The sequence below is a fragment of the Clostridium sp. 'deep sea' genome (assembly GCF_014931565.1).
GTDB lineage: Bacteria > Bacillota > UBA994 > PWPR01 > PWPR01.
The window spans coordinates 857,040-871,597 of sequence record NZ_CP063353.1; the positions used below are offsets into that span (position 1 = coordinate 857,040).

At 29.1% G+C, this 14,558-nt stretch carries 13 protein-coding genes and 3 tRNA genes; 3 read left to right on the top strand and 13 right to left on the bottom strand.

Annotated features, from left to right (window positions below; genetic code table 11):
• Positions 1-77 precede the first annotated feature (77 nt).
• The 5 genes from IMX26_RS04020 to IMX26_RS04040 all read right to left on the bottom strand — a co-directional run bounded on the left by IMX26_RS04020 (position 78) and on the right by IMX26_RS04040 (position 3,678).
• Positions 78-875, bottom strand: coding sequence for a transposase (locus tag IMX26_RS04020; protein ID WP_195160405.1), 798 nt, complete (start codon positions 873-875; stop codon positions 78-80).
• 162 nt (positions 876-1,037) lie between these two features.
• Positions 1,038-2,789 carry an ABC transporter ATP-binding protein gene (locus tag IMX26_RS04025; RefSeq protein WP_195160406.1) on the bottom strand — a complete coding sequence of 584 codons (1,752 nt, stop codon included), beginning with the start codon at positions 2,787-2,789 and terminating at the stop codon, positions 1,038-1,040.
• Between the two features lie 8 nt (positions 2,790-2,797).
• Positions 2,798-3,256 (bottom strand): MarR family transcriptional regulator, encoded by a 459-nt coding sequence (locus tag IMX26_RS04030; RefSeq protein WP_195160407.1) that lies wholly within the window; start codon positions 3,254-3,256, stop codon positions 2,798-2,800.
• 249 nt (positions 3,257-3,505) lie between these two features.
• A tRNA-Thr gene (locus IMX26_RS04035) sits at positions 3,506-3,581 on the bottom strand.
• A 20-nt stretch (positions 3,582-3,601) separates the two neighbouring features.
• A tRNA-Pro gene (locus IMX26_RS04040) sits at positions 3,602-3,678 on the bottom strand.
• Positions 3,679-3,894: 216 nt separating this feature from the next.
• Between IMX26_RS04040 and IMX26_RS04045 the strand changes: the two genes are divergently transcribed.
• Positions 3,895-4,644 carry a phosphatase gene (locus IMX26_RS04045; protein WP_195160408.1) on the top strand — a complete coding sequence of 250 codons (750 nt, stop codon included), beginning with the start codon at positions 3,895-3,897 and terminating at the stop codon, positions 4,642-4,644.
• 264 nt (positions 4,645-4,908) lie between these two features.
• Entirely contained in the window at positions 4,909-5,217 is a 309-nt protein-coding gene (locus IMX26_RS04050; protein ID WP_195160409.1) for a zinc-ribbon domain containing protein, read from the top strand.
• 127 nt (positions 5,218-5,344) lie between these two features.
• Here the strand turns inward: IMX26_RS04050 and IMX26_RS04055 are convergent, their stop codons facing one another.
• The 8 genes from IMX26_RS04055 to IMX26_RS04090 all read right to left on the bottom strand — a co-directional run bounded on the left by IMX26_RS04055 (position 5,345) and on the right by IMX26_RS04090 (position 13,482).
• On the bottom strand, positions 5,345-7,132 hold the full coding sequence (locus IMX26_RS04055; RefSeq protein WP_195160410.1) for a MutS family DNA mismatch repair protein: 1,788 nt from the start codon (positions 7,130-7,132) through the stop codon (positions 5,345-5,347).
• Between the two features lie 167 nt (positions 7,133-7,299).
• Positions 7,300-8,163 carry a 4-hydroxy-tetrahydrodipicolinate synthase gene (dapA, locus tag IMX26_RS04060; RefSeq protein WP_195160411.1) on the bottom strand — a complete coding sequence of 288 codons (864 nt, stop codon included), beginning with the start codon at positions 8,161-8,163 and terminating at the stop codon, positions 7,300-7,302.
• Positions 8,164-8,245: 82 nt separating this feature from the next.
• Positions 8,246-8,818, bottom strand: a complete 573-nt coding sequence (locus IMX26_RS04065; RefSeq protein WP_195160412.1) for a hypothetical protein — start codon at positions 8,816-8,818, stop codon at positions 8,246-8,248.
• A complete protein-coding gene (locus IMX26_RS04070) occupies positions 8,811-9,266 on the bottom strand; it encodes a hypothetical protein (RefSeq protein ID WP_195160413.1) in 456 nt (151 codons plus the stop codon). The genes IMX26_RS04065 and IMX26_RS04070 overlap by 8 nt, the downstream gene beginning before the upstream one ends.
• Positions 9,259-9,738: a hypothetical protein gene (locus IMX26_RS04075; protein ID WP_195160414.1), complete on the bottom strand. Its 480-nt coding sequence runs from the start codon at positions 9,736-9,738 to the stop codon at positions 9,259-9,261. Before IMX26_RS04075 ends, IMX26_RS04070 begins: the two co-directional genes overlap by 8 nt.
• Positions 9,739-10,291: 553 nt before the next feature.
• A complete protein-coding gene (locus IMX26_RS04080) occupies positions 10,292-11,053 on the bottom strand; it encodes a class I SAM-dependent methyltransferase (protein WP_195160415.1) in 762 nt (253 codons plus the stop codon).
• Between the two features lie 236 nt (positions 11,054-11,289).
• On the bottom strand, positions 11,290-12,930 hold the full coding sequence (locus IMX26_RS04085) for a restriction endonuclease (RefSeq protein ID WP_195160416.1): 1,641 nt from the start codon (positions 12,928-12,930) through the stop codon (positions 11,290-11,292).
• Between the two features lie 475 nt (positions 12,931-13,405).
• Positions 13,406-13,482: transfer RNA gene (locus IMX26_RS04090), tRNA-Pro, on the bottom strand.
• Positions 13,483-13,841: 359 nt separating this feature from the next.
• Between IMX26_RS04090 and IMX26_RS04095 the strand changes: the two genes are divergently transcribed.
• Positions 13,842-14,327, top strand: coding sequence for a hypothetical protein (locus tag IMX26_RS04095; RefSeq protein ID WP_195160417.1), 486 nt, complete (start codon positions 13,842-13,844; stop codon positions 14,325-14,327).
• The last annotated feature ends 231 nt before the right edge of the window (positions 14,328-14,558 follow it).

The window sequence follows — 14,558 nt, forward strand, 5'->3', positions numbered from 1 at the left end:
TTATCTCTTAATTAATTATATAATTTTAATAGTGTTCAGTAAATAAGTTTTAGCACATAGGGACGGTTCTCCTTATGCTAAAAAATAGTTTCACTATACTTTTTTAGCGCATATCTAACCTTAGCTACACTCATACCTAATAGTTTAGCAATTTTGCTATACGAGTATCCCGTTTGCTCATATAAAATATATATTAGTTCATTAAACAAACACTTATTAGTTTTATACTCATTTAAGATATCTACATTATGTTCTCGATTAAAATCATTTAAAGTCTGCCAAAACAATTCTTGTATATTTTTAGCAATTTGTTCTTTTGTATCTATAAAATAATCTGCAATCTCTTCTTCTTGATGAAAGTTAATATATCTTTTTTTGTTGTTTCTAAAATAATCCATGTAAAATTCTTTTAAAGATTTACTTATATATTTCTCTTTATAAATAAATTCAAAATAGCTACTAAACTTATATTCTTCTATTTTCTCTACAAGACAGGCTTTAGTAGGATTTCTGTGAACATATCTAACAACTTGTTTAAGTGAATTATCATCCTGTATAACCTCACTTCTAAATCTATCTCCAAATACAGGTCCTACTCTATCATTTGCATTATTATAGTATTTAGCATATTTAAGAAGAACAATTTTAATAAATCTAGAGATATTACTTAACTCAGCTTTAACTACTAAATGAGCGTGGTTGCCCATAATGCACCAAGCTAATAACCCTATATAATTTAATTCTACTTGTTCATTTATGTATTTAAGTAAAACATATTTGTGCTGATCTGTATTAAAAACTGCCTCTTTATTAATTCCTCTTATCATTAAATGATAAAAGTCAGTAGAGCTTACTTTACGTGCACATCTTGGCATTAGAGCACCTCCAAAACTTGAATTTAGCACAAAGAGAACCGTCCCCATGTGATAATTATATTCTTTTATGGTGCATATTGCAACTACTTGATAAAATAACAGACAGCTAGCTTTGTAGCTACCTGCCTGTTTCACTTTTATTTTTAACTGCGTTCTCTAGAGCTACTGACCAGCAGCTCCATTTAATACACTAAATTGAACTTTATATAAGTTTGCATACTGTCCTTTTCTCTCAAGAAGGATTTCATGAGTACCTATTTCAGCTACGTGGCCAGATGAGTCTATAACAGCTATTTGATCTGCGTTTCTTATCGTAGATAATCTATGAGCAATTACAATTGTTGTTCTTCCTTTAGATAATTCCTCTAAAGATTGCTGTATGGCTATTTCTGTTTCGTTATCTAGAGCGCTTGTAGCTTCATCTAAAATAAGTACTTCTGGGTTTTTTAAAAATACTCTGGCAATTGAGATTCTTTGTTTTTGTCCACCCGAGAGTTTTACTCCACGTTCACCTACATAGGTATCATAGCCATTTTCTAATGTCATTATAAATTCATGTATTTTAGCTCTTTTTGCAGCATCAATTATTTGTTCTTGAGTTGCATCTGGCTTACCATAGGCAATGTTTTCAGCTATTGTATCAGCAAACAAAAATACGTCTTGCTGTACTATACCTATATGTTGCCTTAAAGACCTTAAATTAATATCTTTTATATTAATGCCATCTAGTTTTATGGCACCACCTGTAACATCATAAAACCTAGGTATTAGGTGACATATGGTTGTTTTACCGCCCCCAGATGGCCCTACTAATGCTGTTGTACTACCCTTTTTAACATGAAGATTTATATTTGTTAATACGTTTTTGTTTTCTTCTTCATCGTTATAGGCAAAGGATATATTATCTAAATATATATCACCTTTAACGTCAACTAAATCTACGCTATTGATGTTATTTTTGATTTCTGGCTCTATCTCTAGTACATCAACAAATCTAGAAAAACCAGCCATACCTTGCTCAAGTTGTTGGGTAAATGACATAAGCCTTCTTACTGGTTGGAAAAATAGATTGATGTAAAGTAAAAATGAAACCAGTACACCTGCCGACATTTGATCTTTGGCATAAAAATAGCCACCAACTGCTATAACTACAACCTTTAAAAAGTTTGACATAAAGGTAATTCCACTAATCATTTCACCCATAGCCTTAAACGATTTACCACGGGCATTTTTAAACTTTACATTACCTTCATCAAATTTATTCATTTCGTGTTCTTCATTTGTGTAAGACTGAACAACTCTAATTCCTGATATACTGCTCTCTAAACGGGCGTTTACATCAGCAATTTCAACAGCAACCTGTCTAAATGCTTTAGACATTTTTTTACGTTTACTTATACCATATAACAACATGATAGGTACAAATGCAAATACTATTAGTGTTAATCTAATGTCTTTTCTTATCATTAATATAAAAGATCCTACTAATGTAATTATAGATAAGAACAAGTCCTCGGGTCCATGATGTGCTAATTCTGTTATGTTTCTTAAATCATTAACTATCCTAGACATTATTTTACCAGTACGTATTTTATCAAAATAGCTAAAGGATAACGTTTGAATATGACCAAATATATCTTTACGCATATCATACTCCATACGTGTACCTACAACGTGCCCCCAATAATTTACTATGTAGTTGCAAACTGCCCTTAATAAATATAATGCTATCATTATTGCTGCTAAAGTAAATAGTTTGTTAGTATCTTTTGCTGGAATAACATTGTCTAAGGCATACCTAGTAAACTCTGGAAAAGTTAAGTCTACCAAAGCAATTATTAATGCCGCTAACATATCAAAAATAAATAAAGGCATATGATTTTTATAATAACTAATAAAACGTTTTAGAAGCATATTATGAATTACTCCTCCCTAATATTACTAACAAGCTCACTTAGTAAGTTTGTTAGCATCTCTCTTTTTTCAGTACTTAAACTCTCTTCTATCTCTAATGCAAACAATCTTTTATGTTCTTCATCTATATAATTTAATAAGTCCTCACCCGATTTATTTAACTCTACAATATATTTTCTTCTATCATTTGGGTTTTGAATTCTTGTAACAAAACCTCTTTCTGCTAAACGAGTAATTCTCTCCGACATAGTATTTTGAGCAACATTACACATTTTTGCTAGTTGCCCTACACTATACTCTTTTTTATGCCTTTTTTTAGCTCTTCGCAGTTTCCACAATATCCATACTTGCTCTTTAGACATGTTAAACTGTGTTGCAACGTCTTTATATTTTTTTTTGTGGTACATCTCATGATGAATTTCATCTAGTAATTGGATTATTCTTGATGAGCTATCAAGCTTACTCAATTATTTAACCTCCTTTAAAACTTTTATCGCTCATACGATTATATAGACTAGAAACAATATCGTTCATACGATATATTATTATATTTTTTATTTTATGTCAATATTTTGTACTAAATTCATAACAAACATTTACTTGTTATCTTTATTAAAATAACCATTAGCAAGTAATTTAAATTAGTAAGTAAGCAGTAGGGATTTTTTGATTAATATGGAGAGTAAAAAAACTACTACATTACGTAGTAGTTTTTATGGAGCCAATGATGGGACTCGAACCCGCAACCTGCCGATTACAAGTCGGCTGCTCTTCCAATTGAGCTACATTGGCCTATTAAGTGAAATTTCTTTTGGTCGGGGCACCAGGATTTGAACCTGGGGCCTCCTGCTCCCAAGGCAGGCGCGCTACCAAGCTGCGCTATACCCCGTACCAGCGAGAATTATTATATATCACATATAGGTGTTGGTCAATAGTTTTTTTAAAATTAATTTATTTTTTTATAATAAACTTGTGTTTGTTACCCGTTAAACCTATACTTCAATACCTATGTTAAAAGAATGTAAATATTTTAATCGACTATTTTAATCTTAAATCATTATAGTTATACTAAGAATAGTAGATAAATATTGTAAGGAGGTAACATATGAAGTTAGTAGCCGATTTACATTGTCATACTGTTGCTAGTGGTCATGCTTACAGCACTGTTAAAGAAATGGTACAGGGAGCTGCCGATAAAGGATTAGAGCTTATTGCCATCACTGATCATGGTCCAAGTATGCCTGGAGGTCCTCATTTATATCACTTTGGCAATTCTGCAGTTATACCTAAGCAAATGTTTGGAGTACAGGTATTAAAGGGTGTAGAAAGTAACATAATTGATCATGATGGTAATATAGATATGCCTGAGCGCTATTTAAAAAAGTTAGACATAGTTTTAGCTGGCTTTCATAATTATTGTTATCCAGGTGGCAGTATTGAAGAAAACACTAGAGCAATGATTAATGCCATGAAACATCCTTATGTAGATATTATTGTTCACCCTGGTAATCCCGATTATAAAATTCACATAGAACAAGTTGTAATAGCAGCTAAAGAGTTACAGGTTTTTATTGAAATAAATAATAGCTCCTTTTCGGTATCTCGACGAGGCAGTGAAAAAAACTGTTGTGAAATAGCTAAAATGGTAAAAAAACATAATGCTATGATATCAGTAGGCAGCGATGCTCATATTTTTTTAGACGTGGGTAACTTTGTTAATGCCTTAGAGGTTATTAAAAATGTTGGACTTACTAAAAAAAATGTCTTAAATACCTCTGTTAGTTCTATAAATCAATATTTATCGCGTAAAGCTAACGGGCAGGTTCCTAAACAAAAGATATTTCCTACTAATTAATGTAATAAAATTGCCTATTAACTTTACTGGTTTTAACTAACTTGTATAAGGTATTATGTATTATTAAAGTTAGAACTATAAAGTAAGCAAAAAAAAACTGTTTTTAATAAAAATAAATGAATCGTATCACTTATTTGTTTGCAGTTTACAATACTTTTGATATAATAATAATTGAATAAATAGTTGCTTTTACCTCATATTGCTAAGCTTGTTATACTTGTAGCAAATTTGACCTTATGGTCTGTTAAATTTGGAGGATACAATATGTATAAAGACAAAACTATCACCTGTCGTGACTGTGGCAAAGATTTTGAGTTTACTGCTTCTGAACAAGAGTTCTATGCCGAAAAAGGTTTTACAAACGAACCAGGCAGATGTCCTGAGTGTCGTGCTGCAAGAAAAAGACAATCTCGAGGGAGCAATAACCGCGGACGTCATGGTGGTCAACGCCAAATGTATCCTGCAACTTGTTCTGAGTGTGGAAAAGAAACTCAAGTACCTTTTAAACCTTCTGGAGATAAACCTGTATATTGTAATGACTGTTTTCAATCAAAGAAAAGAAGCCAGTGGTAATAATACTGTCTTAATATAGTTTATAAAAACATAAAACCAAGATTTCTATATAAAGATATCTTGGTTTTATATTATTAAGAATAAAATAATAATATAAGCTTACACACTTTATGTTAACTGTTTGTAATTAATCTATGCCTATTATTTTCATTAATTGAAGGGCATTTCTGGTTTTAGAGATTCCATTTTTGAGCTTATAATCAAATTTTATTTCATCATTCTCATAATACTCTTGAAAATGATAATTTTTTATTACCTGGTTTTCTTGAAGATCACCGAGCTCAAGGTCGTGAGTAGAAACTAAGCCCACTGCCCCACTCTCTTTAAGTTTTTTTATTAAACGTTTTGCCCCAATATGCCTATCATAAGAATTAGTTCCTTTAAATATTTCATCTAGCAAAAAGAACACTTGTTTATCTTTTTTAGTTTCCTCAACTATCTCTTTTATTCTTAGTAACTCAGCATAAAAAGAAGACAATCCCTTGTTTAAATTATCACTTATTCTCATACAGGTATTAATATTAAAGACAGAACACTTTAAATAACTAGCACACACTGGAGCACCAGCATAAGCCAGCACTAAGTTAATACCTATAGTACGTAAAAAGGTGCTCTTACCCGACATATTAGATCCTGTAATTAACAATATAGCATTAGGACTTTGCATAGTAATATCATTAGCTACCTGCTTATTGGTTAATAAGGGGTGTGCAATATTTTTAGCCTCAATTACTGAGTCTTGATCTGTTATTTCAGGGAATTGCCATTGTGGAAACTCATAAGCAATGTTTGCAAAGCTACATAAGGCCTCTATTTCACCTATAGTAACTAACCAATCTTTAAGCATAGAGCCACTCTCACTTTTAAACTTCTCTAGCTGTATTAAACACTGGTAATCCCATAGAGTTAAGCCATTAATAGGAAAAAAGGCTTGGTTATTTCTGTTGCCTATTCTAGTAACTAAACGCTCCAACTTTTTAAGCTGATTTGGAGCTGAAATATTTTTATTATTACTTAACTTTGCCTTTAACTCTTTTAAGTAACTTGATTTAAATTTACACTTATCTATTTGGGTTAATATATGTCTGTACGCCTTTATGCTTTTTTGATACTTATATATTAATGTAAATTCTTTATTACGCTTAGTTATGCTAACTATCAATAATACAAACTGTAATGACACTAAAATAGCTGGAATAAAGCTTGGGCATATACTAAAATACGCCAACACTAAAGTAACTGCTGTAACAATAGGTAATGTCTTAAGGGTAATAATAACACTTGGTTTTGTGTATAAGCTTTGTTTTGAATTTGCCCAGTTTGTTAAATAATCGGTATCTACATTCTCTTCAGTAAACATTTTACCCTCAACTTGTAGCCTTTGACGCCACCATTTTTTAGAGGCCAGCTCTTTTATTGCTTGCTGTTTTTTAATAATTGTTTCTTTATTAAAGTTATACTTCGTTAACATACTAGCCAGCTTAGCTTTACCTATATAGGTGTTGGCAGTATTTATAAGCTGAAAAAGAGAGCCAACTCCAAATAAATCTAAGTCATAAGAGTAATTATGTTCTTCATTAAGGTACCCTTCTCCGTTATTCTTAAAGCTTGTCCACTCGCCATTAATTCTCATTATTGACTGTTTACTTATCTCGTTAAGATTAGTAAGATATTTATGGCTATCTCTTAGTTTTTTATGTCTAAACACAAAAAAAGCAAAAACTAGTATAAAGCCAGCAGTAGTTAACCAAGCTATATCATACATTTTATATTCAGTAGTTATTGCTGCTGTAGCTATTAAGGCTATAATAGTTAGTAATCTTAAACGACTTAATAAGCTTATGTTTTGGTTGAGTTTTTTTAATAAAGTTTCATACTTTTCAATTCTTTTTTTATATTTATTTGTGGGGTGCATAGTTTGCTCCTTGCAGTTTTATTATGGTTATATTTTATCATAACTGTTTTATAATAGATACTTAAATAAAAACTGCTACTCACATAATAATGAATAGCAGGGTTGCTATAGGTTAAATTTAGATTTAATTATTTTTGCCACCTCTTGAGGTGCTTTATTGGTATTATTTATATTATCGTTTGCTCTAGTTTACTCTTTAATTCATTTGATATTTCAGTTAATGGTAATCTTACTTCACTCGACTCTATAACACCCATTTTATTTAAACAGTATTTAATAGGTGCTGGGTTAGGCTCACCAAATAATAATGGTATAAAATTAGCAATCGATTTCCACTTTTTAAGTGCTAGCTGATGATTGTTATCTTTAATAGCGTTAAAAACTTGTATAAATACTTCAGTTTTCATGTGTGAAGAAGCTAATATACCTCCATCACCACCAAGATTAAGCGTGGTATAAAATAAAGCATCTTCACCTGTCAAAATCGAAAAATCTTTAGGTGGACTTAATAATAATTGTGTTGTTTGTTTTATGTCTCCACAAGAGTCTTTAAGTGCTACTATGTTCTTTAATTCTGCTAGTTTATATATAGTTTCATTCTCAATATTTTTACCAGTTCTATAAGGAATATTATATACAATAATATTGCTATCGGTAGACTCGGAAACCTTTAAAAAGTGCTGATATATTCCTTCCTGGCTGGGTCTATTATAATAAGGACAAACAGATAAAATACCGTTTAATTTATACTTTTCAGCTAAAGCTACTTGTTTAATAACCTTATAAGTATTATTACCACCAATACCTACATAAACAGGAACACGATTATTGTTATACTGCATTGTGTTAACAATAATTTCTTCATACTCATACTCACTAATAGTAGGGCTCTCACCCGTAGTCCCCAATGGAACTAAACCACTTATGCCTTTATTTATGTAGTAGTCAATCATTTTTTGGTACGAAACAAAATCTACTTTATCATTTAAAAAAGGTGTCACTAATGGGACAAAAACGCCTTGTAGCTTCATGTTATACCTCCTGTTTTGGCTTATGGTATAGTTTATTCTTGGGGTGAAAATCTGATCACATATAGTAGCATATGCAAAATACCTATAGAATTAAATTATATTCTTTTATAAAACTACTTAACTTCATAAGCAGAATTCCGTAACTAATTTTACCGTTATATATCTGTCCTATTCTTCCTACATTACTTATACTATTACTCCATTTTCTCTTATTATTATGTTGAATGATTGATATGTTCTTACAGCATAAATCTAGGTTATTTTCAAGTATACAATATTTGTAAATTTTAAATACTTGAAATAATGATAGGCTATCTATACTACTTATATGTATGTCACATTTTTTTATATTCCCAAAAAACAATATTTTAGATATACCTAATTGAAAAGGGCCTATAGTGTAATTTCTTATAGGTTTGTTTAATATATTACAAAATATCCACTCTAAAAATAGAATAATATACTCAAAGATACGTGCATAAAATGGTCTATAATAAGTTTCGATAATATACAAAGACATAAGTATACTTGGGTCAATATTATAGTTATCTGCAGCTTCATTAATTTTTTTGGTTCTTTTTTTTAAATGATGTCGCTTTATATACTTCGATTTCAGTAAACAATAAACTCTATCAATTTCTATTCTATTACTCATCAGAAGAATTTATAATTGTATTTACATAATTTTCTATATTTTTGACTTCATGTGATATACATATCATAAGTGCAGAAAGTTTAACCAAAATATCATAATTATAGTCATTATTTATATCAATCTCATTTATTTGGTGAAGATCATCACTATCTTCACTTTGTAAAACTAGAGAAACAAAATCTCCATATTCATAAGATTTGCAACTAAATAAATAGATATATCCATCTTTGTATGCAGCAAAGTATGATTTATCAAGATCAAGATCTATATCCTTTTTATTATTGTATAGATTACCATAATCACTATTTTCTATAATATAATTTCGAAGTTTTCTATTTGATGAAGAATATATATCCAAGTTAGTTGATATAGTTTTCCATTTGATTTTTTTATCTACTGTTTTAACTTTTATAGCATCAATTAATTCTAGTATTAAGCTTTTATCCATTGCAAATCACCTCAATTTCAGCTAAGATTAAGCCTATATAATAACATATTTTTGAACTATCACCATTGCTGTATAAATCATCTGAACATAAATTTTGCATAGCATTTTTTGCTTCTTTATTAAACAATTTTTTAAAATTGTTTAAACTCCCCATACAACTATTTATCTGGGTTTTGAGTATATCTTTTTCTTTGTAAACTTTACTGCCCTCACCAAGTAAATCATTTATTGCAGCTAGTTTAACTTTTATTGACTTGATTTTTTTATTGGAGTTTAATAAATCTATTTTCTTCTGTTTAATAGTATACTCTTTAATACTTATACTATTAAACAAAACTACAATTGAAATTAATAAACTTAAATAAGTAGAAATCACTACAAATTTATCTTCAAAATTTAAATAACTTACTATAAGATATAGTATTATTGAAGATAATACTATTCCTATGAAAGTATATATTTTTTTATTCATACTAAAGTCCATTTCCACATATTTTTTGTTAACAAATTCTTATTTAAGCATTCACTTTATATTGACTAGATTCTACTTTAATGCCTTTTATCTTTATAATTTTTTTAAATCAGGTATGTTGATTACTCTACATAAATATTGTATAAAAAAACATTAAACTTAACTTATCTTACATATAGGTATTAAAGTTGATTAAATTTTTTACCGTTTTAGTTAAATCTTCATGTATAATTATCTTTAGAAGATTCATATACATTTTTGTAATTTTCCTATTACAGGATACTATCCCCTTTCTAATATTTTCATAACATATCTATTACACACTGTCATTCCAATTCCTGCCTTTAAAACAAAAAAAAGAGCCACCTAAAGGTATCTCTCTTAATTTTTGAATATCATATGACATTCTAATAAGAATAACCAACTAAACGCTTCATTATTCCGTGGCTTACAGAATTGTTTCAGATTAAGGAATAACAAAAATCATCAAAATCATAATTTAAACTAATATATGATTTTGATGATTTTTGCGTAAGACGCAGAGCTGGAGCAATTATGAAAGCGTCCGTGGAAATAACCACCTATTAATCAAACAAATAACTACTAAACTCCCCCACTCATCAACCCCCTCACTACCATCAAACTCAACCTCAAACCCATACCGCAACAACTCTTCATGAAACTGAACCATAGTATAATGCCTTCGACTAGGTGCATAGGGTTTACCATCTATTATTTTCATATCAGCGAGTTCTACATTCTCAGGTACTGGTGAATAGACTATACCAGTATCGTTATCTCTTATATCATTTGTATAGTTTTTGTTTGGTGAATATCCAGCTGATGTTATTATGTGTTTTCCCTTTTCCTTTAAGTGTTTTATTACAAAGTCATAATAGGCAGCTCTATCTTTATCAGTTACAATACTCTGTAAACAAGAACTTGAAAAAATAATATCATACTTCTTGTATTTATGTTTTGGTTTTAGAATATCATCTTGCATAAATTTAGCGTTACAGTTAATGCTTTTGGCATTAGCTTTTGCTTGATTAATCGCTTCATCTATAATATCTATTGCAGTTACGTTATATCCCATATTATCTAGAATACAAGCATCTGCTCCTGTGCCTGTTCCTATAACAAGTACATTTGCAGGCGATACATTATTTACTTTTTCGAAAAGGTTATGTATAAAATCATTGTTAGTATACTGAACTATAAATGAGTCTCCACCATGTGCTTCATATCTGTTAGTTAAGCCTTTTTTAATCATATCATTATATCTTTTTTGATTTTCGTATTTATGCCATTTCATAGTCTTTTCCTCACTTTTCTATCTTTTAGAAGTCGGTTAAACTCTACCGTAATTTCTCACAGTACTTTATGGCGTTGTCTCTGTTTAAATTAAACCATTTATTACTTTTTCTATATAGTATTACATAATTTATATACAAGTGAAATTCATTATTTTAAATAGGTGTTGCACACAGAATTATTTGTGTTAAATACATGTTTGCTTATTGCTTTCATAAGGATATTTGAATTATCTGTTTACTTAGCATTAAGTAATTTAGCTTGCTTAAGGTCTATGTGATAACTATATCCATGTTTATGTAACAAGTCTAATAGTTTATTTCCATCAATCAAAGTAATATTGTGTTTAGAGGCATATTCCCTTGAACTTTCTCCAAATTTAGAAGTAGTTATCAATATACCTCTTATTGCATTATGATCGTCCATTGATCCTTTAAGAGCACGTACTGGTTCAGGTGTTACTATATTTGTGTACCTTTTAGCTTGAAGTAGTATTGTTCCACCTGAGTATGGATTACTATTAAATGCTACAACATCAACTCCTCCATCATTTGAGCACTGTGTATTATTAATTTCAATATTTTGCTCTTTAAATTCAAGCTCAAAAACATCTCTTATTAGTACTTCAAAATCTCTCCAGTCCATTGCTGCAAGATTTGTATCTGCAGATAAATGAGCGAGAATAGGATCTGAATCAATTAATTTAAATTGGGATTTATTAGTAAATCGTAATGGTTCAACTCTAGTTATGTTATTAATATCAGGTATTCCTTTTCCTGAAAAGTGTTTAAAAGTCTCTCTAGGATTAATATACTCAAAGTTTATTTCCTTAAATTCGCTTATCCTAATTTTTGAAGTCATAATGCAAACATTAAATTTTGTTCCTTTTCTTTTATCAACTCCATTATAATAACCATTTAGGACCAAATCTTTAATATAAAACTGTGTATCTATGCGTAAAATTTCAAGAGCAATTGCAATATACAAGCTGTAGTATATGTCTTTAATCATTGAGTATAATTCTTTATCTTTAAAACATACCTTACGTATTTCTTTCTTAGTTTTAATATACTTATATTCCCTTTCTATAGGAAAGGTATTTTCTTGAGGAAATTCAAAACTTACAATAGCTACCTTATCGTCAGTATCAATATCTATATCAAATTCGATTTTATTAAACAATTTATTTAAAGTAGATGAATTGTTAAGTGTTAACATAAAGTAATCTTTGATAGCCTCTTTTGAGTGTTGCTCTATATACTTTGAGTGTATTTTGTCATATTTCTTTGCTAGCAATTTTCGACTCTTTATATATGACTCAAGTATCTCTATATAACTTCTATTAATTTCATTATTTGCTTCGGAAATTTCTTTATAATAATTTAATTTTTCATTATATCTTTGTGTATCTTCTTCAAACAATTTATCTAATTTTTTTTGTCTTTCTTTTGAGACTCCTAATAATTTATGATGCCATTTTGCTTCAAATATATACTTTTGATTACTTTTTAATGGCTTTTGTAGGAGTTTAGGTAAAATAAAATAGTTTGGTTTTTTTGGAGTATGCCCTATTTCGCATATTATTTTTTTTACAGCAAATAGATTGTAATAAAAGGGCTTTTCATTACTTATTAGTGTATGTACAATTTTTGCGTTTTCATAAAATGTTTTATTTTTATAATTTTTTACTTCAACAAACCACTCATTATTTAGTTGTTCAACTGCTTTATTAAATTTTTGAATATATATTTTATAATCTCTGTGTCTAACTTCTAATGTTTTATCTAATTCAGTATGGTGGATTAAAGATTTATAGGCTTTAATTGAGTTATTCTTATAAAATTCTTTTGAGTTTTCAACTCTAATAAAATTACTCAAAATAAGTACCTCCTTATAATTATTGAAAATTTTATATGGTTTTATTAATATCTATATCATACCATCTTTAAAATCTTCCATACTACCATATTACTCTTTTTTAACAAAAATTCACGAATATTCTACATTACTTTTTGAGGTATATCCTCAATTGTAATACTAGTATCCTCAATCGTTTTTACTTTTTTCCTACTATCAAAAATAAAATAGAAATACAAGCTATAAAATAGTATTAATTACAATTCTCTCTTGTTATTAAATATTTGAACAGTTATTAAATAAAAATCCTTATACTTGCTTATTCTTATTGTACATTATTGGTAATTAACTCTAAATACTATAGGGTATTGCTTTACAAAATGAAGTGCCTTCGGCATGAAGTGTTACTTTGTAACATGAAGTATACCTATGGTATATGAAGCGTGCTAAAGCACATTAAAAAAACAAGTAATCAAAATTTGATTACTTGTTTTTTTGGTCGGGATGACAGGATTTGAACCTACGACCTTTTGACCCCCAGTCAAACGCGCTACCAAGCTGCGCCACATCCCGTTATTAATTTTGTATAGGTATGATAACACAGAATGGTAGGTTTTTCAATATGAATTTATAGTTTTTGGAGGTTGTATATTAATAACTTTGTTACATATGTTCCATAAGTATATATATAATAATAAACTTATTTGACATATTTTACACTAATTTATATAATATATTTTAATATAAAAATTAGCCTATATTTAAATAGAAAACAAATATTAAATCAAGAGTGTATATAAATATTGTATAATATTTAATCTACTATAATAATTGGAGAAGTATATTCTGATTTTTATTAATAATAACGCTATTATGGATAAAGCATTTTATAACTACTATAATGTAAACAATTAACAGAAGGGTCTTACTTAATGTTTAAAATAAAAAAAGGTACAAAATATATTATTTACAGCATAATTATTATTCTAAGTATATTAAGTATTTTATTATTTAATCGTAGCCGTTATTTGATAGATTATGCTAAATTGAATATTGACGTAAATGAAATTGAAATAGTAGATACAATATCAAATAATAGTTTTAATATTAATGAACCAATTATTGGTAGTTTATGTGTTTTTAGAAAATCTGAAATACTATGTGATATAAAATTACATAAAGAGTATGAACTCTTTTTTAAAATGAAGAAGGGAAACATACGAAAGCTATATATTAGTTCCTTTACTGAAGTACCTTATTGTTCGCCATCTGATATTGATACACTCGCTATTATTAAAAAAAAGTACCAGCATAATGGAAAATATTATTTAGCTGAAGACAAAAGAGCATACGTATTATTCGGAGATGAATTCTATGATAGAATTTTTAAGGTAATAGACTCTCAGTCCGAGAAGTAAAGTATGGCTCTAAAAGTCCATATGTTGATAGCTAAGGGTCAGTTTCAAAATTATCATTAAATTTGTAGTTTTAAAACTGACCCTTGTTGTAGTTTTTCCTATAATAGGTGTGTATGTGGGGGTATGAAGCTTGCCTTTGGCAAATGAAGTGTGCTTGGCTCATTCAGGAGGGAGAACCCCTTCTAATTTACTGTTGCTCTAAATAAGAGATTGGGAATGGCACAGAGGCAC